The sequence below is a fragment of the Pseudarthrobacter xylosi genome (genome assembly GCF_055412765.1).
Genome location: NZ_JBVAYT010000001.1, coordinates 658,342 through 680,857, shown reverse-complemented (window position 1 = coordinate 680,857; position 22,516 = coordinate 658,342). Strand labels below are relative to the sequence as shown.

The following is a 22,516-nucleotide window of genomic DNA, read 5'->3' as shown; positions in this document are numbered from 1 at the left end:
GTTCACCGACGAATAGACCACGAAATAGCTGGGATGGTGTGCTGCGTGGGCAGGGAATTATCAAACTTTGGGGGCAAAGATGGTGGAGCGGGGAGTTGCTGTTGTCGTGGAAGACGACGACGACATTAGGACATCGCTGAAGGAGGTGCTCCAGCAGTCCGGGTTTGCCGTTTTTGAAACGTCCTCCGGATCTGAAGGGGTGAAAGCGGTGCGGGAACACCACCCCGTCGTTGTCACCATGGACGTTGGCCTACCGGACTTCGACGGCATTGAAGCCTCGCGCCGGATCCGGACATTCAGCGACGCCTACCTCATCATCGTCACCGGCCGGGCGGAAGAAGGCGATGCGCTGATGGGGTTCGAGGCTGGCGCCGATGACTACCTCACCAAGCCTTTCCGTCCCCGGGAACTCCGGGCCAGGATCGCAGCGATGCTCCGGCGTCCGCGGTCGATCAGTTCCGTTCCCGGGAACGGGAACGCGGCGCCCCGTGCCCTCGCCGAACCGCAACCGGCGGCTGCCGCCGTGCCCGCCGTCGTCGTCGACCCTGCACCCGCCCATGCCGGCGCCGTCCTGTGCGACTTCGAGCACCGGGGCCTGACGCTGCACGAAGGATCCCGCTCCGCAGCCATCCACGGCGTACCACTGGACCTGACCCGCACGCAGTTTGACCTGCTCCTGGTCCTGATGGAGAACGGCCGGGTGGTGCAGACAAAGGCCGACCTGGTCCGCCGCCTCCGGAACGAGCCGTACAACACCGGCTCGTTCGTCACCACCGGCGAGGAGCGAGCTGTGGAGGTCCACCTCGGAAACCTGCGCAAGCGACTCGGCGACAGTTCGCGGTCACCGCGCTGGGTTGAAACGGTGCGTGGCGTGGGGTACCGCCTGGCGCCGTAGCAGCAGCGCCCGGCGCCTCTTAGGCGTCGCAGACCCGGGGCAGCCGGACGAGTTTGCTGACGGAGGCCCTGAAGAACTTCTCTTCAGCAGGGCCCCTATCTTTTCTTAATGGCCTCTTCGAATGCGGGCAGGCTGCGTTCGATCATGTCCTCGTTGGCCGTCAGGGAGATCCGGAAGAAGCCCGGCGTTTCGAACAGCACGCCCGGCAGAACGAAGACATCCCGGCGGGCGAGTGAGTTGGTGAACGCCTCGTCGTCCGGAATCGGGGACCTGACATACAGGTAGAACGTGCCCTCTGGACGCCAAAGGCGGTAGCCCATGCCGTCGAGCGCATCGACGAGGCGGTCCCGGCGCCGCTGCAACTGTCCAACGTCGATGGAAAACTTCTCCAGTTCGGGAAGGGCGTGCTGCAACAGGGCGTTCGGGTATACCCATCCCATGGCCACCTGCAGGCTGGTGATGGGCGGGCCCATTTCGTCCCGATCCGGCATGGTGGGTGGCAGTGCCAGGTAGCCCACCCGCTGGCCCGGCGAGAGATGGGTCTTGCCGTAGGAGTAGGCCAGCAGCGTGTGCGCATAGAACTCCACCGGGCTGTGGAAGCGCAGTCCGTCGAACACAATCCGGTTGTAGGGCTCGTCCGAAATAAGGTAGATCCGCCGTCCGATCCTCGCCGACGCCGCCTCCAGCAGTTCCGCCAGCCGGACCAGCAATTCGGGTGGATAGATCCGTCCTGTGGGGTTATTGGGCGTATTGACGATCAGGACACGGGTGCGCTCCGTGATGGCAGCCTCAATGGCGTCAAGGTCCAGGTCAAACGTGGTGGTGTTGATCTTCACCTTCACCGGTACCAGTCCGGCTTCAAGTACCAGCGGCTCGTACAGGAACCACGGCGGCAGGCTGTAGATGACTTCATCGCCCGGATCGGCCACGGTCTTCAGCGCCAGGGCGATTGCGGCGAAGCCACCGGTGGTGAGGTAGATATCCTCCGTCCGGAACGGCACCCCCAGCAGTCTCTGAAGTGACTCCGCGGCGGCCTCCCGGGCGGCCTCGCCGTTGGTCTGGTAGGCGAACCACTGATCATTCTGCGGCGTCAGGGCGTCCCGCAGCGTGTTGACGTAGCGGGCGGCCGGCATCTGGTGCGGGTTGCCGAAGGTGAAGTCGCACCCGGGCGCCTGCCCGTGCCCGCGGGAACCATATTCGCGGATGTAGGCCTCAACCCGCCGGAAAGACGGGATCGACGCCAGCCGGGCAGCGCGGGCGGATACCGCTGAGGTGGCTGTCGGATCGTTCATGTGACCACTCCTGGGCAGGGCAGCCGTGGGCCGGCAGCCGGACGGGCAGCGCGCTGCTGAGTCAGTGGAGGCTGTGGTGCGACCTATTCTGGACTCCGAGATGAGTCGAAGTAAAGGGGCGCGGGAAAGGCTCAGCCCAGCTCGCCGGTCCCGGCCGCCGCGAGCGGCAGGATGTGGCTCCAGAAGTCCTCGGGGATATCCCATTCGGCGAGCCGGACGGTTTCCTCGACACGGCCGGGCTCGGACATGCCCACAATGGTGGAGCTGACCCGCAGATCCCGGGTGGAAAACTGCAGCGCCGCGGCAGCCAAAGGCACGCCGTATTCCTTGCAGATCGCTTCCATCTTCTTGACCCGCCCGATAATGGCCTCGCTGGCCGGACGGTAGCAGTAGTTGGGTGCGGCGTCCGGGCCCTTCACGAGCATGCCGCCGCCGAACGGGGCAGCGTTGACGTAGGCCACGCCGCGGTCCGCCGCGTCCTGGATGAGCGGCTCGGCAGTCTGGTCCACGAGCGTGTAACGGTTGTGGCTGATGACGACGTCGAATGCGTCGGTGGCGAGGTACTTCAGTTCCAGGTCGATGGGGCCGCCGGCCACGCCGAGGTGCCCGATGACGCCTTGGTCGCGCAGTTCGATCAGCGCTTCCAGCGGGCCGCCCGCTGCGATGCCTTCCTCGAAGGTGATCTTCTCGGGATCGTGGAGGTAGACCAGCTGCAGATGGTCAAGGCCGAGGCGTTCGAGGGATTCCTCCACGGAGCGGCGGACCCGTTCGCCGGAGAAATCGCTGACGCCGCGGATGGGGTCCACCTTAGTGGCCACCACAACGCCCTCGGGCAGGCCGCCGGCTTCCGCCAACGCCTGGCCGATCCGGCGCTCGCTGTTAGTCTGCCCGTACTCGTTGGATGTGTCGATGAAGTTGAAGGGGCCTTCGAAGACCCGCCGGATGGTGGCGACGGCGGTGTCGGTCCCGTGCGGTGCCGGGTGGCCGCCCAGCGAGCTCGTGCCCACGCATACGGCGGAGACTGACAGGCCGGTGCGGCCGAGTGGGCGGTAGTCCATGGTGGATTCCTTCAGGTATGAGGTCCAGAAAAGGCTTTCTCTCTCTGTATTCTGCCTGCTTCGCATGCTCGATCGTGTGATTGGTCCCCGCCAGATGGCGGTTTGGACACTCCGGTTTGCGTGTTGCTGGCGGTTAGAATCGCGATAGGGAATACCTAGGCTGAATTCAGGTCACAACGCGGTGGCCAGCCACCCAGGAGTACACAATGCCAACCCCGAAAGCCCCACCTTTTGATGCTGAACTTGGTGCAACACTGGCCGCGCTGGGGGATCTGCTCAACCCCACGCTGACCCCGGACATGATTTCCGGGATGCGGGGTGCGCCGCTCACGTCGCCCATCGAAGAGCAGCTTGCAGGTCACGCCGTGACGCACGTAGAGCGGACCATCCCGGGCCCCGAAGGCGCCCCCGACCTCATTGTTTCCATCTTCTCCAGGATCGATCATGTTCCCGGCGGGCCCGGGATTTGTCACACTCACGGCGGCGGGATGGTCATTGGTGACCGCTTCCTGGGGGCGGACATGCTCATCGAGTGGGTGGAACTCATGGATGCTGTGGCCATATCGGTCGAGTACCGCCTCGCCCCCGAAAACCCGGACCCGGCGCCCGTGGAGGACTGCTATGCCGGCCTCCTCTGGACCGCGGCGCATGCCGAGGAGCTCGGCTTCGACCCGGAGCGCCTCATCATCGCCGGCGCGAGTGCCGGCGGCGGGCTGGCCGCGGGAGTGGCCCTGATGGCGCGGGACCGGGGAGGTCCGGCATTGGCTGGCCAGGTGCTGATCTGTCCCATGCTCGATGACCGCAACGAAACGGTCTCCAGCTACCAGATTGACGGCTTCGGGCTGTGGGACCGGACCAGCAACGACACCGGCTGGGATGCTTTGCTGGGCGACCGGCGCAAGACGGCCGACGTGTCAATCTATGCGGCGCCGGCCCGGGCAACCGACCTCTCCAACCTGCCGCCCGCTTTCGTCGACGTAGCCACGGCAGAGGTGTTCCGGGACGAGGTTGTGGCCTACGCCTCGGCAATCTGGGCCATAGGAGGTGTTGCCGAGCTACACGTCTGGGCAGGCGGATTCCACGGCTTCGACATGATTGTCCCGCAGGCAGCAATGTCCATCCAGGCCCGCGATGTGCGGACGAAGTGGGTACGCCGCATCCTCGGCGCCTGACGCGGTGCCTGAGGCGGTGCAGGCGCCTGGAAGACGCTGGCGGAGTAAAATTCGCACCACAAGCTAATTCAACGAGCGGCAGATATGCAGGGATTGGTATGGCGCCTCAAGGCGCTCGACCCTGAGGCCTCCGAAAGCCTTAAGGTGATCGCGTACTTTGACGCGCTCGTTGACGGGCACGCCAGCGCCCAGGTCCTGCTGAGCGGGGCCGCCGTGCTCAGCGGCTGCCCGGCAGGATACGTGGCTGACGGGAACACCCTCCGCGTCGACGCCTCCGGTACCAAAACTGCGCCCGGCGAACCTGGCGCCTGGCCCGGACACGATTTCGGTGACGGCGGGCGGGTATGGATCGAGCGGTCCGGCCCGGCCTTCGCCAACGATGAGATGATCCTGGAGCGGGTAGCCATCGCACTGGGGATATCGTTCGACCGCACCAGCCCGGTGGCGGCCACCCGCCGGGCCGTCGCGACGATCGTCGACGGTACTGCGCCCCTGGACCGGCGGATGGATGCTGCCGCCTTGCTCCATCTTGATCGTGACACGCCCTACCGCATCATGGCTGTCCCCGCGGCCACGATGCTTACGGGACCAAACGCGGTCATCTACACAAAGGTGGGGCCCGTGCGGGCAGCTGTGCGCAGGCCCGCCGATGCCCCGCCTGAGTCCCGCTCGGGGATCGGCCTGGCCATGGTTCCCGGCGCGCTGGATCGGTCGTGGGCATCGGCCCTCCCCGCGCTGCGGTTGACCACTCCGCAGAATCCGAGCCAGCTTGCCGACGGTCTGGGCAGCCTGCTCGTCTTTGCGGAGCTGGCCGATTCTTCGGGGCTGGAAACCCCTGACCTCACGGCACTGAAGCGTCTTCTCCAATCGCAGCCCAAAGCGCTGGCGCTCCTCGAGTCCATTGCAGCGACCAGCAGCCTGCGGGCCGTCGCAGAGGAGGTTGGCCTCCACCATTCCAGCGTGCAGAACCGGGCGGCCGACTACTCGACGGCGCTTGGGTTCGACCTCCGCACCGCGCCGGGGCGCGTGCGACTGTCACTCGTGCTCACGCTGTACAGGCTGGCCACCACTACATTCGGCCAGTGAGCGCAGGCAATCCGCCGATGGACGCCAGCGCCTGTCGGGTGTCCGGCAGTTGGCGCTCTGGCGGGAAGCCGGCCAGCGGGTCAGGACTCTTTCGTTATCGCCGCAACGGTTCGGCACCAATCGGTCCGCCGCCGGATCCCGGCGCGCCCGCCGGCCCCACAATTTAAGGACCAAACTCGGACCCAAGGGAGAGTGTGATGCGCAGTCCCGCCGCGTCAGGCGCGGTTTTTCCTACAGCCATTCTGATGGCTTTGCTCTTCACGGGCTGCGGCCCCCAGGCGGGACCGACGACGACGTCGAGTCCCAGCCCCACCGTCACCTCGACGACGTCCACCGGAACCACCACTGCGACGCCGACGGCGACCAACTCGCCGAGTGCCACCGCACCGGCGTCGGCCTCCTGGACCAGCTACACGACGGCGGACGGCCAACTGACGTTCGAGTATCCGGCCACATGGAGCGTCCGGGACCCGGCCGGCGAACTGCCGGAGGGCGGCGGTGCGTTCGCGGAGGTGACGAACCAGGCCGGCAAGCCGCTGGCGACACTCCGGACCAACATGGCCACCGGGTCCATGTGCCTGGAGCGGTTCCCGTACGAGGTGCTGGAATCCCAGGAGTTGCCTTGGCTGTCGCAGGGCGGGCCGGCGCCCTGGTTTGTTTTCGAGACCCGCGGCAATGATGCGGCGCCGGGTCCGGCCGACACGCCGGCCGCGGCCTACGGCATCGCGTGGGCGCCGCCCACGGGCGACTCGGCCTGCGCCATTTTCCACTTCTTCACCTGGCCGCCCACCGCTGCCATGTTTGGAGCGTTCTACAACCCCGGGAACAATGTGTCGCCGGGGGCCGAGTCCCTGCCGTATCTGGAGCAGGCGAAGAAGTACGCGGAGACCCCGGAGTACCGGGACATCAAGCGGATGATTACGTCCTTGAAGCCAGCCGGTTAGGCGCCAGGGGTTAGGCTCCGCGGGCTCATGCGGGCTGGCTCAAGGTTCACACAAGATTTGGGGAAGAAGGCCATATTCCGTCCTTGCGTCCGCCTGGATTCGATAGATTGATCCCGGTTCCGGTCCCCCCACCGAAACCCGGAAGCCCCCGCGCTTGAGTTCAACTCGCGTGGGGGCTTCCAACCAGAGGTCAGGCTTTGGGCAAACGAAGCAGCTGGGTCTTGAATCCGGCCGACAGGGGTTGAACCGATGGTTAGCTAGGCACGTCCTCCCCGCTGGTTTCAACTCCCGGCTGCCGCCTTTTGCCCAGCGATAGCTTGGGCGTCGCGGCCACCAGGAGGGCAGCCACGGCCACCGCGGCGCTCAGGATCAGGCCCGGCCGGTACTGTTCCAGCATCGCGGCCGCATCGACGGCGGCACCTGGGCCGGGCGCATTGCCGTGACCGCTCACCATGGCCGTGGTGACGGCCAGCACCAGGGCGGCACCGACTTGGGTGCTGGTCTGGATCAGGCCCGCTGCCAGGCCTTGCTCGGCATCCCGGATGCCAGCGGTGGCCTGGACGTTGATGGACGGGAAGGCCAGGGCGAAACCGACTCCCAGCAGCAGGACGGACGGCAGGATGTCGGTCACGTAATTGGGCGAGGTGCCGACGCGAAGGAACAGCACGTACCCGAGCGTCAACGACGCCAGTCCGGTCAGGATCAGCCGCGGGGCGCCGAATCTCTCGATGAGCCGGTCCGCGAGGGGTGCGCTCGAGGCCACCAGCAGGCCGGTCGGGAGCAGCGCCAGGGCCATGCCAAGGGGGCTCCATCCAAGCACGGACTGCAGGTAGAGCGTCAGGATGAACTGGAAACTCAGGTAGGAACCGAACAGTCCCACGGCACTGAGGTTGGCCCGGGCAACCCAGCCTTCCTTGAGTATGCTGAACCGGATCAGGGGGTGTTTGACGCGGTTTTCGATCACGGCGAACGCTGCCAGCACCGCGGTGGAGGCCACGAATCCGGCGATTGTTGCCACAGATCCCCAGCCGTTCCCCGGCGCCGCTACCAGCGTGTACACCAGCCCCAGCATGCCGCCCGCGAGTGTGATGGCGCCCCAGACGTCATGCCCGCTCTCTTGCTCCCCGTCTGCGGCCTGGCCTGCGGCTCCGTCCCGAGGGATGTACCTCAGGCCAAGGATCACAACGGCCACTGCCACCGGAACGGAGACCAGGAAGGTCCAGCGCCAGCTCAGGGCGGTCATGAGGCCACCCACGACCAGGCCGAGGGAAAATCCGCTGGCGCCGAACGTGGTGAAGATGGACAAGGCGCGGTTGCGTTCGCGGCCTTCAGCGAAGTTGGTGGTGATGATCGAGAAGGCAGCGGGGGCTGTGAATGCGGCGGCCAGGCCCTTGACGAAACGGGTGGCGATCAGAAGGGCCGGGTCATCCACCAGTCCGCCGAGCATGGATGCTGCTGCGAAAACGCTGAGCGCAATCAGGAAGATGCGACGCCGGCCGAGCAGGTCCGCCATTCGTCCGCCCAACAGGAGCAGGCTTCCGTAGCCGAGCACGTAGGCGGAGACGATCCACTGGAGGGATTCGGTCTCGAGATGAAGTTCGTTGCCGATCGAGGGCAGGGCCACACCGACCATTGATACATCTAGTGCGTCGAGGGCCAGAACGGTGCACAGGACCAGGAGGAGCATCCACTGGGCGCGGGTCCAGCGCACGGCTGTGAGCCGGCCGCCGGCTGATCTTTCAAGGGTGGAAGTTGAAGTCATGGGAATAACTTATATGACGCGTCATTGAATGACAAGGAATATTATGACGTGGACTTTTTAATGGGTCATGAACTAGAATCACCTCATGGCAACACAGCAGGACCGTCAGTTGGTTGAGCAATGGCGCAGCATCCAAACCACGTACTTCAACACTGCGGGGGCACTTGAGCGTGCGCTGGAGTCGAAGTTCAGCATCGGCCTGACGGAGTTTGAAATCCTGGACCTCGTGGCCGAAAGCACCGACGCGGCATGCCGCATGAAGCAACTGGGTGAGCGCACGCCCATGACCCAGAGCGCCATGTCCAAGGTGGTGGACCGGCTCGACAAAGCTGGGCTGATTTCCCGCCAGTCCTGCGAAGATGACCGGCGCTCACTGTTCTTGGAACTCACCGACGCCGGCCGCGCGCTCCACCGACAAGCCGCCGTCGAACACCGCGCCCTGCTCAGGGAAAACTTGGGCAAGGACTAGCCGTCAGCCTTTGCGGTCCGGGCTGGTCTCTTCCTCATCCCTGGTTCGCGATGCCAGGCATGCAGCCGGCCACGCTTCTTATTGCGGCGGCTGCTGAGTAGTGTCTGACTTAGTAGACAAACTTGTCCAGTCTGGTGGTCCTCAGAGACTTTATTCCGCTCAGCGACCGGGAGCATAGCGCCGATGGTGGACATATGTCTTTAGACTGCCCCCATGTCCGAAACTGAACGAACCATCGCAGACCCGGCCTTCGAGGCTGCCTACGAGGCCGCACAAAAGAGCCTCCGAGAGGGCGGCATCCCGATCGGTGCCGCCTTGGCCCGCGGCGGGGTGGTCATTGCCAGCGGCCACAACGAGCGTGTCCAGCATGGCGACCCAATCGCCCACGGCGAGATGTCTGCGTTGCGGGCTGCCGGACGCCAGAAGAGCTACCGGGACACAACCCTCTACACCACCCTGGCGCCGTGTGCGATGTGTACCGGGACCATCATCCAATTCAAGATTCCGCGCGTCGTGGTGGGCGAGGCCGAGACGTTCCCCGGCGAATTCGACCTTCTCCGCTCACGCGGCGTCGAAGTGGTGGTGTTGGATGATGCCCGATGCGTTGCGATGATGCGCACCTTCCAGGACGAGCACCCTGAACTATGGGCGGAGGACATCGCCGAGTAGCACCCCTGGCGGGAATGTCTGGCGACCGCGCGGTCAGCAGCCGCAGGACCGGCGAATGATGAGCTCTGCGGGGAGAAGTTGGCCCTTGCCATTTGAATGGTTGGCAGAGAGCGCTGCTTCGACCGCTGCTTCGGCAGTCTGGTTGTGGGCTGACGGACAGTTGTGAGCCGAGGCCAGCTGACTTCCGATTCCGAGGTTCCGTCGCATGAGACAGCCGGCCGTCAGCCGCCGGCCAGGCGATTGAACCCGACTCCCTCCGGTCAGCCACCCAGGATGACGTGATCTTTCCCGGAGCCAACTTGCCCGGCAGTGTCCCGTCAAGGGTGGGTGTCGCATGCCCGCGGATCCACCCCGACCAGGTGGTTCTCTACCGAATCACCCGGACCGGCTGACGCCTACGCGTGCCGGACGGCGTGGCCCGGCTTTGTTCGCGGGTGCCGGTGGCCGGCGGCCTCCCTTGACAAGAAAACTGAGCGAACTCATAATTGAGTATATTCAACTATGTCGACTAGGGGACCCAATAGGAGAAAGTCATGGCAGACGTACCCAGCACGCAGGGTCATCGGAATGCGCCGCCGATGGCTGTCGCGGCGGCGGGTGCGGAGTTCGCGTATCGCGAGTACGGCCCACAGGGCGGCGTCCCATTGATTGTCCTGACGCACCTCGGGGCGAACCTGGATAGCTGGGACCCCCGCATCGTAGAGGGCCTGGCTGAGGAGCGGCACGTGATCGCTGTGGGTTACCGCGGCGTCGGCCACTCCACCGGTCCCGTTCGTGAGTCGATCGAGGACATGGCCGCAGTGATCCGCGCGCTCGGATACGGCCGGGTCGATGTGTTCGGCCTGTCGATGGGTGGGATGGTCGCCCAGGCGATCGCCGTGCAGGCGTCGGAGCTGATTGACCGGCTCATCCTCGCCGGGTCCGGCCCGGCCGGAGGACCCCGGCTCACCGACATGACCCGCACTACCATCACAACTGTGTTGCGGGCGGTCATCACGTTCAACGATCCGAAGGCGCTCCTGTTCTTCACCCGCACCCCTGCCGGCAAGAAGGCCGCGCGCGAGTATCTCGCGCGGTTGGAGGAGCGCACTGCCGGCCGCGACAAGCCAGTCACTCCCAAGGTGTACCGGGCGCAGTTGGCCGCGGTGCACGGGTGGGGTCTGCAGCAGCCCGATGGTCTTTCCCACGTCACCGGCCCGGTGCTCATCGTGCACGGAGACAGCGACCGTATGGTGCCGGCGGCAAACGTGGCCGCGCTCACCCGGCAGCTGCCCACCGCGTCGGTCACGATCTTCCCGGATTCCGGCCACGGCGCCGTCTTCCAAAACCACCACGCGTTCGTCGACGCCGCCCGGAATTTCCTCGGCCGGTAACGGGGACCCGTCAACTTCACCACGCAGCATCACCAATAAGGAGCAAGGTTCATGAGAGCGTTCGTCGTCGAAAAGTACAAAGGCCCACTGCAGGAATCGAATGTTCCTGAGCCCACAGTGGGGGAGCTGGATGTGCTGGTGCAGGTGCAGGCCGCGGGTCTCAACATGCTCGATGAAAAGATCCGGGCGGGCGAGTTCAAGCAGATCCTCCCGTACCGGCTTCCTTTGATTGCCGGAAATGATGTCGCGGGAACCGTCATCCGTGTCGGTTCGAAGGTGCGTGCGTTCAAGCCTGGTGACGAGGTTTATGCACGGCCTGGCCAGGACCGCATCGGCACGTTCGCCGAGCGAATCGCCATTGCCGAGGCCGATCTTGCGCTCAAGCCGGTATCGATCAGCATGGAGGAGGCGGGCTCGCTGCCGCTGGTCGCACTGACCGCCTGGCAGGCGCTCGTTGAGCGCGGTCACGTGCGGCCCGGCCAGAAGGTCCTCATCCACGCCGGCGCCGGGGGAGTCGGATCGATCGCGATCCAACTCGCCAAACACCTCGGGGCGACCGTCGCGACCACAGTGAGTGCCTCCAACATGGACTTCGTGCGCGAGCTCGGCGCCGACATCGTCATCGACTACCGCAGCCAAGACTTCGAACAGCTCCTGAGCGGCTACGACCTGGTGCTGGATAGCCTCGGCGGCGAAAATCTCCAGAAGTCCCTGCGCGTACTCAAGCCCGGCGGCAAGGCGATCGGGATCACCGGGCCTCCGGACCCGGCCTTTGCCCGCGAAGCCGGCCTGAATCCGGTGCTCCGCCTGGCGATCAGCGGCCTCAGCGCAGGGATCCGCCGGCAGGCCAGGAAGCTCGGCGTCAGCTATCAGTTCCTCTTCATGCGCGCCAGCGGCGACCAGCTGCGCCAGATCACCGCACTGATCGACGACGGCGCGCTCCGCCCCGTCGTCGGCCGCGTTTTCCCCTTCAGTCGGACCGTCGAGGCCCTTCAGGGCCTGGAAAAGGGCGGCATCCGTGGCAAGGCCGTCATCAGCAACCCCTGAGCCTTCCAGGGCACCCGCCCCATCTTCATCAGACAACTACCAACCAACTTCACAGGAGAACCGTCATGAACGCGCACGAGCCCTTAAACGAACCCGTAGTTACGTCCTACGCCAAAGCGCCGTCCCGCCGAATCAGCGCCGGCGGCGTCACCTACGCCTACCGGGAGCTTGGCCCCAAAGGCGGCATCCCTGTCATCTTCTTCGTCCATCTCGCAGCGACCCTGGATAACTGGGATCCACGCATCATCGACCCCATGGCAAGAAGCCGCCACGTCATCACTTTCAACAACCAAGGTGTCGGCGCCTCCACGGGCCAGGTGCCCGACAGCATCGAGGAGATGGCCGACGACGCCTACACCTTCATCAAGGCGCTCGGATTCGAGAAGATCGACGTTTTCTCCTTCTCCCTCGGCGGTATGGTTGCCCAAGCCCTGGTCCTCAAGCACCCGGACCTCGTCCGAAAGCTCGTCCTCACGGGAACCGGTCCCAAGGGCGGCAAGGACATGGACAAGGTGGCCGGGACCACCTACTACGACATACTTCGGGCCACCCTTACCCGGTCCGACCCGAAGGAATTCCTGTTCTTCAACCGCGACACCGCGGGCAAGCAAGCCGGTAAAGCATTCGTAAAGCGACTCGAGGAGCGCACAGCCGACCGCGACGCGCCAATCAAGGTCAAGGCGTTCCAGACCCAGCTGAAAGCCATCAAGAAGTGGGGGCGCGGCACGCCGGCTGACCTGTCGAAGATCACCCAGCCCACCCTGATTGCCAATGGGGACAACGACCGGATGGTGCCCTCAGTCCTTTCCGAGGATCTGCACCGCCGCATCAACGGCTCCGAGCTGATCATCTACCCCGGTTCCGGCCACGGCGGTATCTTTCAGTTCCACGACAAGTTCGCCCCTATCGCGGCAGAGTTCCTCGCCCGCTGACGGACATGAACGCCCACCCCGACGGCGGGCAGCTGAGACTGAGAAAACATCGGCGAGACCGTCCACCGTCTCACCGAGATCGTCGAAGAGTTGGCGGCTGATCCCGACGTCCAGGTCGTCGTATTCGACGGCGGTGTGCCCGACTTCTTTCTACAACCACTTCGACCTCGTCGCGGCCGCCGACTTTCCCGCCCCTGAAGGCGAGGGAGCAGTGCCGGTGTGGACCGACCTGGTCCTGAAGCTTTCCAAGGCCCCCTACATCACCATCGCAACCATCCGGGGCCGCACCCGTGGTGGGGGCAACGAGCTCGCCCTCGCCTTCGCAGCCCGAGGTCGGCGGTGGTCTGCTGCCCGGTGGTGGGGGTACGGAGCGGCTTCCGCGCACTATCGGTCGTGACCGGGCACTGGAGGTCGTCCTCACAAGCGCCGACGACGACCTGGAATACCGGCTTGGCGAGTACATCGGCATCGCCAACCAGCGCTGCTGACATAGCCACCACGAGTGAGGGCCGCAGCATTTGCTGCGGCCCTCATGGGTTCCACACCTGCTCGAAGGTGAGCGTCAGCTCGGCATCAGGTTGAATCTGCGGCGAGTGCGATCGCTGCCGCTTTGCCGATGCTTGAGGAAGCGCCTGTCGCCAGCGCGACCTGCCGGGTTGCTGTCATGACTGGCTCCTGGAGTTCGTGCCCTGCAACTCGGGGTAGAGGGCTTCGACCGGGCCACTCAGGGCGGCCTTGAGCTGTAGGGACGTGTCGTCGGCGAGAACCTCATACTCACCGGCCTCGACGGCATCCAAGACGGTTCGTACCAGATCGGCCGGGTCAGTCTTGGGCTCGCTGGTGTGTGCCGCCATCGCGGTGTCGACATAGCCGACGTGCACTCCGACGACGTGGACGCCTGCGGGGGCGAGTTCCAGGCGCAGTGAGTTGGTGGCCGACCAGAGGGCGGCCTTGGTGGCGCTGTAGATGCCGGCGACGGCGTACCAGCTCAGGGCGGAGTGGATGTTGATGATCACAGACTCTTCCCTCGCTGACAGGATCGGAGCGAATGCCCGGGTGAGGAACAGCGGGCCGAGGAAGTTCGTCTCGACGTTGGTCCGGATTTCCTCATTCGTGTGGGTAAGGATGCCCGGGCTCGCCACGGAGGCTCCGGCGTTGTTGATCAACACGGTGACGTCCCCGGCGGCCTCGACTGCTGCCTGGATGGACTCGGGGTCGGTGACATCGAGGGTGAGGGGGACAATGCGCTCATCCTCCCAGGTGCGGGGGGTGCGGGCGGTGGCGTAGACCTTGCTGGCGCCGCGTGCGAGGGCGTCGTGGACGAAGTGGGTTCCGATGCCGCCGTTTGCTCCGGTGACGAGGACGACTGCTTCATTGAGTGAGGGCATTTTATGGACTTTCTGCTGGTGAGGTTATCCGTGCCGGTCGGCGCGGATGGTATTGATGGTTAGGGGCACCTGATCAGGCGTGTGCCATGACCGGGTAATCGGTGTAGCCGGCCGCGCCGCCGCCGTAGATGGTGGCCGGGTCCACGTCGTTCAGCGGGGCGTCTGTGCGCAGCCGCTCGACGATGTCGGGGTTGGCCAGCGCGAAACGGCCCAGCGGGGCAATGTCAGCAAACCCCGCGTCGATGTCGCCAGCAATCTGCTCGCGGGTTCGTCCCCTCCGTGATGATCAACCCAAGGGAGGCGCGCTGCGCGTAATACTCGGCGGTGAGGTCGCTCAGGGTGCCATCCGGGTTGGCCCTCGTGCGGGTCATGGGTGCCAGTGCGAGCCGATGGGGGAGTTCCACCCGGCCGAGGGTGAACGGTTGCCAGAGAGAAGACAAGCTCATGGGAGGGGTTTTCCTTTGATCGATCGGTCATGAAAATCACCGCTGCGCCGGCCAGAAGTGCGTCGTCAGTGAGAGAATGAGCGAAGGCACTTTTGAGCCGCTAACAGTAGCGACTATGCTCATAACTGAGCGTAGTCAGATTCTATTCCCGAAGGAACATTCAATGTCAGTCGCCCCTCAGCCGGTCGGACGGCGCGAGCGGAACAAGCAGGACAAGCTCGACCGCATCACGGCCGCCGCACGGGAACTCTTCTCCGAGCATGGTGTCGATGACGTCACCACCCAGCAGATCGCCGACAAGGCTGACATCGGTACGGGGACTCTATTCCTGTACGCCAAAACCAAAGCCGAGTTGCTCCTGCTCGTGCAGAACTCCGGCTACGCCGACGCGCTCGTGGAGGGTAAAGCGGCCGCCGGGGCCGTCCCCGATGTGTTCGAGGCAGTGATGGCGATCGCTCGCCCGGTGGTGGAGTGCAACCGTAAGCAGATCGACAACGGCCGGACCTACCTTCGAGAGATCGTGTTCGGCGACCCCGAGGAACCCCACCACCGCGATGCCCTCGCCCTGACCGTTCAGACCGAGGAAGCGATCGCCGACGTGTTGCGGCGTGACCCGCGCATCGGGCCCAAGGATGCTGCAACGCTCGCGCACATGGTCTCCGCGATTATGTTCCTCAGCATGGCGGCCACAATCAACATCTCGAAGTCCATCGACGAAATCCTCGCCGAGATCTCAGAGCACGTCGGCGTTTTGGTCCCCCGCCAATAGGAATTACTCATCGGGGCCATACAGGTCCCTGCACCGTAGAAACTTGGTCCGCCAACCGAAAAGCTGCCACTGCATTTGGGTTCCTTTCCATATTTTGGGGGCGCCTGGCTGGATAGCATGAGGTGACCGGACAGAGCCGTCCGGCCAGCTCTACGCGGAAGGATGCCCATGGCAGCGGTTACGGTGGACGATATCCTCTCGGATCTCCCCTTGGGTTTCGCCAGCCTCATCCTCAGGCCAGCCCCGGCCGGCTCTGCGATCGACCGGTTCCTGATAGTGGATGCGGATGATGAAACGCCCGACGGCGGTGCGGCCTTTGTCCTGCTGATCGGCGTCCGCGGCCGCTCGGCTTTGCCCGCGCTGCGGCGGCTCCTGAAGAACCCTCCGGCGGTGGTGGCCGTCAAGGGCAGACGTGAAGAGCTCGCCGAAGCTGAAGAGCTGCTGCGCGAAGCCGGCACGGGCCTGCTCCTAGTGGATCCGGGGGCTGACTGGGACCGGCTGCTGTCCATCGCCAAGGATCGCATCCAGCCGCGCAGCTACCAGAGTGAAGTGCTGACGCTGCTGGAAGAGGACCTGTTTGCCATCGCCCAGACCACCGCCAGGCTCACATCCAGCCATGTGCTCATCGAAGATGCCGCCAACAAGGTCCTGGCATACTCCACCGTTTCGAATGACATCGACGAGCTGCGCAAGGCCTCCATCCTGGCCCGGCGTGGTCCGCGTAAATACGAGCTGCTGCTGAAGGACCTGGGCGCCTACCGTGAGCTGCACCGGACCCGGCCGCCGGTGCGGGTACCGGCCCGGCCCCAGGACGGGCTGCGGGAACGGGTGGCCATCACGCTGTTCGCCGGCGACCGGATCATGGGCTACATCTGGCTGCAGGAAACCGGGGACGGTTTCGGGCCGGACGTTGATTATGTGCTGAAAGGATCTGCTGCCCGGGCCTCGGCCGAGCTGATCCGTCACCGCAACCAGCAGTCTGTGCACATGCGCGAGGACCGCATTGTGCGGATCCTGTCAGGTTCGGCGGAAGCCGCGGCCAGTGCCCACAGCGAGAAGATCTCCGCCGAGCGCCCGGCCGCACTGATCCTGATAGGAATGCCCGTTTCCGAAGCCCAGGCCGACGACGCAGCACTGAAGCACGGCGAACTCGCCAACCTGGCGTCCATCCACGCGGCCGCCTACAAGCCGTCCGCCGTCGTGGGCCAGTTCAAGGGCGACACCGCCGTCATTGTCCCCGGCCTGCAGTCAACCTCGGCGGAGCCCGGGCTGCGGAGCCTGGCTGAGGCAATCGTCCGGGATGCCGGCAAGCACCTCGGCATCAGCCCGTTCGCCGCCGTCGGTCCGGTAGTCCCGGACCTGCTGTCCCTGCACTCAACCACCCGTATCACCGAGGCCCTGTTGAGGTGTGTGGGCACGTCTCCGGACCGTGGCGTTGCCACGGTGGACGAGTTCGAGGGAGAGATCCTCTTCCGCGAGGCGGTCCAGAATTTCACCTCCTCCACGTTCCGCCACCGAGGTCTTTCCGCCCTGTTGCGGCAGGACACCGAACTCGCGGAAACCCTGCACGCGTACTTCGACGCTTCACTCGATGTCGCCGAGTGCGCCAGCAGGATGGGGCTGCACAAGAACACCGTCTACTACCGGATCAGCAAGGCATCCCGGGCCACTGGGCTGGACTTCGGCAACCCGAGGGACTCGCTGGTGGCCCTGCTCCACATCCAGGAATGGGCCAGCACACCTAAAGAACAACTGGGCAGGAAATGACCACAACACTCAAAGCACCGCCGCTGGACCGGATACTGCATGACATCGTCCGCAACCACAGGCCACAGCGGGAAACCGGGTCTGTCCCGGCCAACATCCCCCTCCTGGCAGCGGTACCCTTCCACAGGTTCGGAATCGCCGTCGCCACCACGTCCGGTGAGGTGTTCAGTTCCGGCGATGCCGACGTCCCGTTTTCCATCCAGAGCATCTCCAAGGTGTTCACGCTGGCAATGGCGCTTCGAGGCGACAGCTCAGGAAAACTGTGGTCCCGGGTGCTGCGCGAACCGTCCGGGACCTCGTTCAACTCCCTGGTCCAACTGGAAGTGGAGCATGGCATCCCGCGGAACCCGTTCATCAACGCCGGCGCCCTGGTGGTCACCGATCACTTGATGGAAGAAATGTCCGACGCCGCCACCCAGGTGTTGCGGTTCCTCACCACCCAGGCGGCCAGCACCGGGCCCTTCATCGATGAGGCCGCCGCTGCCAGCGAGCTTTCCAGCAGCAGCCGCAACCTGGCATTGGCGCACTTCCTGAAGGGCTTCGGCAACCTGGGGCAGGCCGCGGAATCCGTGGTGGAAAACTACGTTCGCCAATGTTCCATCATGATGTCCTGCGTGGAACTCGCCAAGGCGGGACTCTTCCTCGCCCGCGACGGCCAGGGAACGCTCGGAACCGTGGTGTCCCGCAGCGACGCGAAACGCATCGGCTCAATCATGCTGACGTGCGGGATGTACGACGCCGCGGGCGAGTTCGCCTATCGCGTGGGCCTTCCCGGGAAAAGCGGGGTGGGCGGCGGGATCCTGGTGATCGTTCCAGGTGTTGGTGCCATTTGCGTCTGGAGCCCGCGGCTGGACGCTAAAGGAAACTCCCTTGCCGGTACCGCGGCCCTCGCCGACCTTTCCGACCGCACCGGCTGGTCTGTTTTCTAACCAGTTTTCTTGCCCGTCGGGGTGCACGCCCCACAACTTCTTTCCCATCCCAGCAGGATCTTCTCCGTATCGAAAGGATCAACCATGCCCATCAACCCCAATGACGAGGTTGTACTGAACCAGGCCGACGGCGGCCACGCGCATGCTTCCGAGTCTGCCCTGCACGCGGAGGACAAGGGGTATCACAAGAACCTCAAACCGCGGCAGATCCAGATGATCGCGATCGGCGGCGCGATCGGAACGGGCCTGTTCCTCGGCGCCGGCGGCCGCCTCAACGCCGCCGGCCCGTCGCTGGTCATCGCTTACGCGGTCTGCGGGTTCTTCGCGTTCCTCATCCTCCGGGCCCTGGGCGAACTGGTCCTGCACCGCCCCTCCTCGGGCTCGTTTGTCTCCTACGCCCGGGAGTTCTTCGGCGAGAAAGCCGCGTTTGTCTCCGGCTGGTTCTACTGGATCAACTGGGCCACCACCACCATCGTGGACATCACCGCCGCCGCGCTCTACATGAACTTCTTCGGCCACTACATCCCCTGGATGGCCGAGGTCCCGCAATGGGCCTGGGCCCTGATCGCCCTCCTGGTGGTCCTGGCCCTGAACCTCGTCTCCGTGAAGGTCTTCGGTGAACTCGAATTCTGGTTCGCCATCATCAAAGTCGCAGCCCTCGTCGTCTTCCTCGTTGTCGGCACGTACTTCGTCATCTTCGGCACCCCCGTCGACGGCCAACCCGTAGGCCTGAGCCTGCTCTCGGATAACGGCGGGATCTTCCCCAACGGCCTGCTCCCCATGATCATCCTCATGCAGGGCGTCCTCTTCGCCTACGCCTCCATCGAACTCGTCGGCACCGCCGCCGGCGAGACCGAAAACCCGGAAAAGATCATGCCCAAGGCCATCAACTCCGTGGTCTTCCGCATTGCCGTGTTCTACGTCGGCTCCGTCATCCTCCTCGCCCTCCTCCTCCCGTACACCTCCTACGAGAAGGGCGTCAGCCCCTTCGTGACGTTCTTCGGCTCCATCGGCATCCAAGGCGTCGACGTCATCATGAACCTCGTCGTCCTCACCGCCGCCCTCTCCTCCCTGAACGCCGGCCTCTACTCCACCGGCCGGATCCTGCGCTCCATGTCCGTGAACGGCTCCGCCCCCAAATTCGCCGGCCGCATGAACAAAGCCGGCGTCCCCTACGGCGGCATCGCCATCACCGCCGGAGTCTCCCTCCTCGGCGTCCCCCTGAACTACCTGGTGCCGGCGCAGGCCTTCGAAATCGTCCTCAACGTCGCCTCTGTCGGCATCGTCATGACCTGGGCCACCATCGTCCTGTGCCAGATCCAACTCCAACGCTGGGCTGACAAAGGCTGGCTCCAACGCCCCTCCTTCCGGATGTTCGGGGCCCCCTACACCGGCTACCTCTCCCTCCTCTTCCTCGCCGGCGTCCTGATCATGGTCTTCATCGACTCACCCCTGACCATGCTCGTCACCGCCATCGCCTGCGTCCTCATGGTCTTCGGCTGGTACGCCTGCCGGGCACGCATCCGCGAAATCGCCGAAACCCGCGAAGGTTACACCGGCACCGCCCCCGTCATCGCCAACCCACCCGCGAAGACCTTCAGATAAAACCCCGCACCATCCACTACAAACGCCAAACCAGTCCAAACAGCCAAAGAAAGCCCATGACAACGGAAACCGAAGCAACCCTGACCGCATCCCACACCCTGCCCGCCGCCGTCGGGAATTCCGAGCACGGCTCCCGGCCGTCAATCCATTCGGAGGTGCCACACGCTGGCACCGGCCAGGCACTGAAGTCAGCCGGGCACGTGATTGTTGATTCGCTGGTGGCCCACGGTGTGGAGCGCACCTATGTGGTCCCCGGCGAGAGCTTCCTGGACGTCCTGGACGGCCTGCACACATCGGACATTGAGACCATCGTCTGCCGGCATGAGGGCGGGGCCGCCTACATGGCCGAGGCCGACGGGAAAATGAACCAGCGCCCGGGCATAGCGATGGTGACCCGGGGGCCCGGCGCGGCCAACGCGCATGTGGGGCTGCACACAGCATGGCAAGACTCCACCCCCATGCTGCTGTTTGTTGGCCTCATCCCGTTCGCGCACCGGGACCGCGAGGCGCGCGGGGGAGCACACCAACTGGGCCCACCGCTATTTCCCCACGCGCCGCTACGCCTCCATGATCAGCGCCCGCAATGGCTCAATGGGCTACTCCGTCCCTTCGGCCATCGCTGCTTCGCTGGCTGAACCCGGGCGCCGCGTGGTCACCATTGCGGGGGACGGGGAGTTCCTCATGAACGGCCAGGAGTTGGCCACCGCGGCCCAGTACGGGGCCACGCCGCTGGTGATCGTTATGGACAACCAGGAATACGGCACCATCCGCACCCACCAGGAGCGGCATTATCCTGCACGCGTCTCCGGGACCCAGCTGAAGAATCCGGACTTCGGCCTGATGGCCCGGGCCTTCGGCGGTTTTGGCATCACGGTCACCGAGGACTGTGACGTTCCGGCCGCACTGGACGCCGCCCTGGCGGCCATCGATGAGGACGGCGTCTTCGCCCTCATCCATCTCATCGTGGAACAGCGCGTAAAGGCTTACTGAGCCAGGTGCTGACAGAGCAGCGGACGACGGCGGGACATCCCGCCGTCGTCCGCTGCTCTTTGGCCGGTGGTAGCGTCCGTCGACCCGGTCACGCCACTTTGGTCATTGCGCCTTGGGCGGCGCCGGACGGAGTCGGTTGGACCGGGCAGCGTTGGGTTAGAACGGGACGGGGCCAAAACGGCCAACGGCGACGAAGAGTGCCAACGCGCCCAGGACGGCGTTGATGACAACCGCCTGCTTCTCGCCGCGCTTGATGTGGGTGATGATAGCGCCGACCATCACGACGGCCAGGCCGGTGGCGGCGACAGGTACAAGGAAGGTGGCGATACCCGTGAGTGCCGGCAGGATCAGGCCCAGGGCGCCGAGGACTTCAGCTAGGCCGATGGCCTTTACGGCGCCGGAATTGAAGTCTTCCGCCCAGCCCATGCCCGAAGCGGCGAGCTTCTCCTGCGGCTGGGAGATCTTCATCAAACCCGCGGCCAGAAAGGCCAAGGCAAGGGCAGAAGCGACTATCCAGAGGGTGATGTTCATGATGATTCCTATGTGGTGTGAGAGTGGGAGATGTTCGCGATCGAAGAGCTGCAACTTCCGGCGTTGACTTCAACCTTGAACTCAACAGTAGAGCGAATGACTTCAAGACGCAAGTAAATTTCTTGCCCGGAGACTTCATGGATGAAGTGAACCCTGTAGCATGACTGGCATGGAAAGGTCACCCAGTGTCGAAGCCAAGGGGCAGCCGTCAGCTCCCCAGCCTGCGAGCGAGCCGCGCTGGCTGAGCGAGGAAGAGCAGGCGGTCTGGATTGCCCTCGGGAGCGTTGTCTTTCGCCTGCCGGGTGCGCTGGATACGCAGCTTCAGCGGGATGCCGGCATTAGCCATTTCGAGTACGTTGTTATGTCTGTCCTGTCTGAGTCACCGGAACGCACCATGAGGATGAGCGAGCTGGCCGTGATGGCCGAAGCCATGCTCCCGCGGCTGTCCCAGGTGGTGTCAAAGTTGGAGAAGCGGGGCTGGCTCCGCAGGGCCCCCGACCCCGCCGATGGCAGGTACACACTTGCCACCCTCACCGACGATGGCTGGGAAAAGGTCGTTGCAACCGCCCCCGGCCACGTCGAGACCGTCCGCAGCCTCGTCTTCGACCCGCTGACCAGGGCCCAACTCAAACAAGTCCGCGAAATCAGCCGCCGCATCATGACTGCCGTCGACCCGGAAGACCGCTGCCTGCGCTAACCACCCCTCTGGGCCGAAGCGCCCTGCAGGCCCAGGTGCCCTCCCGTTGCATTTTCAAGTGCACTTTGAGTGCAGTATGATGCACTGTATGGATAAGAGTACAAGTGCGCTTGCGACGGCGATTGGTGGCCGGGTGCGGCAGGAGCGGCAGTCACGGGGCTGGACCCTCGATCAGCTGGCCGACGTTGCAGGAGTAAGCCGCCGCATGCTGGTCAACGTCGAGCAGGGCGCGGCGAATCCCAGTGTTGGAACCCTGCTGAGGATCAGCGATGCCCTCGGCATCGGACTGCCGGCACTGGTCGATTCTCCCCGCCCCAAGCCGGTGACTGTGACGCGCAGCGGGGAAGGCGCCGCCCTGTGGACGTCGGCGCCCGGTGGGCGCGGCGTGCTGGTGGCGGGGACTGAATCTCCCGACGTCGTCGAGCTGTGGGATTGGACGCTGGCCCCTGGTGACCTGCATGAAAGTGAGGCTCACTCGGCAGGCACCAAAGAGCTGTTGCAGGTCCTGCAAGGGTCCGTCACTGTTGTGGTTGCCGACGAGTCGTACGTCCTCGGTTCCGGTGACGCTGTTTCCTTCCCCGGCGACATCGCCCACTCCTACGCCAATTCCGGCGCGGAACCGGCAAGGTTCTCCCTGGCCGTCTTCGAACCGGGCGTGGGGACCGGACACCGGAGTGAGGCTGCAGATGCGTGAG

At 64.8% G+C, this 22,516-nt stretch carries 22 protein-coding genes and 1 pseudogene; 17 read left to right on the top strand and 6 right to left on the bottom strand.

The genetic code is table 11. The features are described from left to right. The first annotated feature begins 79 nt into the window (after nt 1–79). Nucleotides 80–895: a response regulator transcription factor gene (locus ACZY1F_RS03170; RefSeq protein ID WP_463940392.1), complete on the top strand. Its 816-nt coding sequence runs from the start codon at nt 80–82 to the stop codon at nt 893–895. Between the two features lie 95 nt (nt 896–990). Here the strand turns inward: ACZY1F_RS03170 and ACZY1F_RS03165 are convergent, their stop codons facing one another. Both ACZY1F_RS03165 and ACZY1F_RS03160 read right to left on the bottom strand, forming a co-directional pair. Beyond that, nucleotides 991–2,187, bottom strand: a complete 1,197-nt coding sequence (locus ACZY1F_RS03165; RefSeq protein ID WP_463940203.1) for an aminotransferase class I/II-fold pyridoxal phosphate-dependent enzyme — start codon at nt 2,185–2,187, stop codon at nt 991–993. A gap of 131 nt (nt 2,188–2,318) precedes the next feature. Beyond that, the gene (locus tag ACZY1F_RS03160) at nt 2,319–3,245 is read right to left on the bottom strand and encodes an aldo/keto reductase (protein ID WP_463940202.1); all 927 of its coding nucleotides are present in this window, start codon (nt 3,243–3,245) and stop codon (nt 2,319–2,321) included. 206 nt (nt 3,246–3,451) lie between these two features. Between ACZY1F_RS03160 and ACZY1F_RS03155 the strand changes: the two genes are divergently transcribed. The 3 genes from ACZY1F_RS03155 to ACZY1F_RS03145 all read left to right on the top strand — a co-directional run bounded on the left by ACZY1F_RS03155 (nt 3,452) and on the right by ACZY1F_RS03145 (nt 6,447). Then, a complete protein-coding gene (locus ACZY1F_RS03155; RefSeq protein ID WP_463940201.1) occupies nt 3,452–4,417 on the top strand; it encodes an alpha/beta hydrolase in 966 nt (321 codons plus the stop codon). Between the two features lie 84 nt (nt 4,418–4,501). Then, nucleotides 4,502–5,503 carry a helix-turn-helix domain-containing protein gene (locus tag ACZY1F_RS03150; RefSeq protein ID WP_463940200.1) on the top strand — a complete coding sequence of 334 codons (1,002 nt, stop codon included), beginning with the start codon at nt 4,502–4,504 and terminating at the stop codon, nt 5,501–5,503. A gap of 245 nt (nt 5,504–5,748) precedes the next feature. Further along, nucleotides 5,749–6,447 carry a hypothetical protein gene (locus ACZY1F_RS03145; protein ID WP_463940199.1) on the top strand — a complete coding sequence of 233 codons (699 nt, stop codon included), beginning with the start codon at nt 5,749–5,751 and terminating at the stop codon, nt 6,445–6,447. A gap of 253 nt (nt 6,448–6,700) precedes the next feature. Here the strand turns inward: ACZY1F_RS03145 and ACZY1F_RS03140 are convergent, their stop codons facing one another. Continuing rightward, the gene (locus tag ACZY1F_RS03140) at nt 6,701–8,209 is read right to left on the bottom strand and encodes an MFS transporter (protein WP_463940198.1); all 1,509 of its coding nucleotides are present in this window, start codon (nt 8,207–8,209) and stop codon (nt 6,701–6,703) included. A gap of 85 nt (nt 8,210–8,294) precedes the next feature. Here ACZY1F_RS03140 and ACZY1F_RS03135 point away from each other — a divergent pair, with 85 nt between their 5' ends. The 6 genes from ACZY1F_RS03135 to ACZY1F_RS03110 all read left to right on the top strand — a co-directional run bounded on the left by ACZY1F_RS03135 (nt 8,295) and on the right by ACZY1F_RS03110 (nt 13,096). Further along, on the top strand, nt 8,295–8,678 hold the full coding sequence (locus tag ACZY1F_RS03135) for a MarR family winged helix-turn-helix transcriptional regulator (protein ID WP_463940197.1): 384 nt from the start codon (nt 8,295–8,297) through the stop codon (nt 8,676–8,678). Between the two features lie 213 nt (nt 8,679–8,891). Further along, a complete protein-coding gene (locus ACZY1F_RS03130; RefSeq protein ID WP_463940196.1) occupies nt 8,892–9,347 on the top strand; it encodes a nucleoside deaminase in 456 nt (151 codons plus the stop codon). A gap of 533 nt (nt 9,348–9,880) precedes the next feature. Continuing rightward, nucleotides 9,881–10,720 carry an alpha/beta fold hydrolase gene (locus ACZY1F_RS03125; protein ID WP_463940195.1) on the top strand — a complete coding sequence of 280 codons (840 nt, stop codon included), beginning with the start codon at nt 9,881–9,883 and terminating at the stop codon, nt 10,718–10,720. A 51-nt stretch (nt 10,721–10,771) separates the two neighbouring features. Further along, a complete protein-coding gene (locus tag ACZY1F_RS03120) occupies nt 10,772–11,767 on the top strand; it encodes an NADP-dependent oxidoreductase (protein ID WP_463940194.1) in 996 nt (331 codons plus the stop codon). Between the two features lie 65 nt (nt 11,768–11,832). After that, entirely contained in the window at nt 11,833–12,699 is an 867-nt protein-coding gene (locus ACZY1F_RS03115; protein WP_463940193.1) for an alpha/beta fold hydrolase, read from the top strand. A 133-nt stretch (nt 12,700–12,832) separates the two neighbouring features. Next, nucleotides 12,833–13,096 carry a Clp protease/crotonase-like domain-containing protein gene (locus tag ACZY1F_RS03110; protein WP_463940192.1) on the top strand — a complete coding sequence of 88 codons (264 nt, stop codon included), beginning with the start codon at nt 12,833–12,835 and terminating at the stop codon, nt 13,094–13,096. A 265-nt stretch (nt 13,097–13,361) separates the two neighbouring features. Here the strand turns inward: ACZY1F_RS03110 and ACZY1F_RS03105 are convergent, their stop codons facing one another. Then, nucleotides 13,362–14,087, bottom strand: a complete 726-nt coding sequence (locus tag ACZY1F_RS03105; RefSeq protein ID WP_463940191.1) for an SDR family oxidoreductase — start codon at nt 14,085–14,087, stop codon at nt 13,362–13,364. 224 nt (nt 14,088–14,311) lie between these two features. After that, nucleotides 14,312–14,533, bottom strand: a complete 222-nt coding sequence (locus ACZY1F_RS03100; protein ID WP_463940190.1) for an oxidoreductase — start codon at nt 14,531–14,533, stop codon at nt 14,312–14,314. A 163-nt stretch (nt 14,534–14,696) separates the two neighbouring features. On the opposite strand from ACZY1F_RS03100, the gene ACZY1F_RS03095 reads away from it, so the two are divergent. The 5 genes and pseudogenes from ACZY1F_RS03095 (at nt 14,697) to ACZY1F_RS03075 (ending at nt 20,593) form a co-directional block, all read left to right on the top strand. Next, nucleotides 14,697–15,302, top strand: coding sequence for a TetR/AcrR family transcriptional regulator (locus ACZY1F_RS03095; protein WP_463940189.1), 606 nt, complete (start codon nt 14,697–14,699; stop codon nt 15,300–15,302). Nucleotides 15,303–15,470: 168 nt separating this feature from the next. Beyond that, complete coding sequence (locus ACZY1F_RS03090) at nt 15,471–17,069, top strand: PucR family transcriptional regulator (RefSeq protein WP_463940188.1); 1,599 nt, start codon at nt 15,471–15,473, stop codon at nt 17,067–17,069. After that, nucleotides 17,066–17,998, top strand: coding sequence for a glutaminase (locus tag ACZY1F_RS03085; RefSeq protein ID WP_463940187.1), 933 nt, complete (start codon nt 17,066–17,068; stop codon nt 17,996–17,998). Before ACZY1F_RS03090 ends, ACZY1F_RS03085 begins: the two co-directional genes overlap by 4 nt. An 84-nt stretch (nt 17,999–18,082) precedes the next feature. Beyond that, nucleotides 18,083–19,603 carry an amino acid permease gene (locus tag ACZY1F_RS03080; protein WP_463940186.1) on the top strand — a complete coding sequence of 507 codons (1,521 nt, stop codon included), beginning with the start codon at nt 18,083–18,085 and terminating at the stop codon, nt 19,601–19,603. A gap of 56 nt (nt 19,604–19,659) precedes the next feature. Then, nucleotides 19,660–20,593: pseudogene (locus ACZY1F_RS03075) on the top strand (thiamine pyrophosphate-dependent enzyme). A gap of 156 nt (nt 20,594–20,749) precedes the next feature. Here the strand turns inward: ACZY1F_RS03075 and ACZY1F_RS03070 are convergent. Then, on the bottom strand, nt 20,750–21,124 hold the full coding sequence (locus tag ACZY1F_RS03070) for a DoxX family protein (RefSeq protein ID WP_463940185.1): 375 nt from the start codon (nt 21,122–21,124) through the stop codon (nt 20,750–20,752). 169 nt (nt 21,125–21,293) lie between these two features. On the opposite strand from ACZY1F_RS03070, the gene ACZY1F_RS03065 reads away from it, so the two are divergent. Together ACZY1F_RS03065 and ACZY1F_RS03060 are read left to right on the top strand one after the other, a co-directional pair. Then, complete coding sequence (locus ACZY1F_RS03065) at nt 21,294–21,821, top strand: MarR family winged helix-turn-helix transcriptional regulator (RefSeq protein WP_463940184.1); 528 nt, start codon at nt 21,294–21,296, stop codon at nt 21,819–21,821. An 88-nt stretch (nt 21,822–21,909) separates the two neighbouring features. Further along, nucleotides 21,910–22,515 (top strand): helix-turn-helix domain-containing protein, encoded by a 606-nt coding sequence (locus ACZY1F_RS03060; RefSeq protein WP_463940183.1) that lies wholly within the window; start codon nt 21,910–21,912, stop codon nt 22,513–22,515. Nucleotide 22,516: the final 1 nt, after the last annotated feature.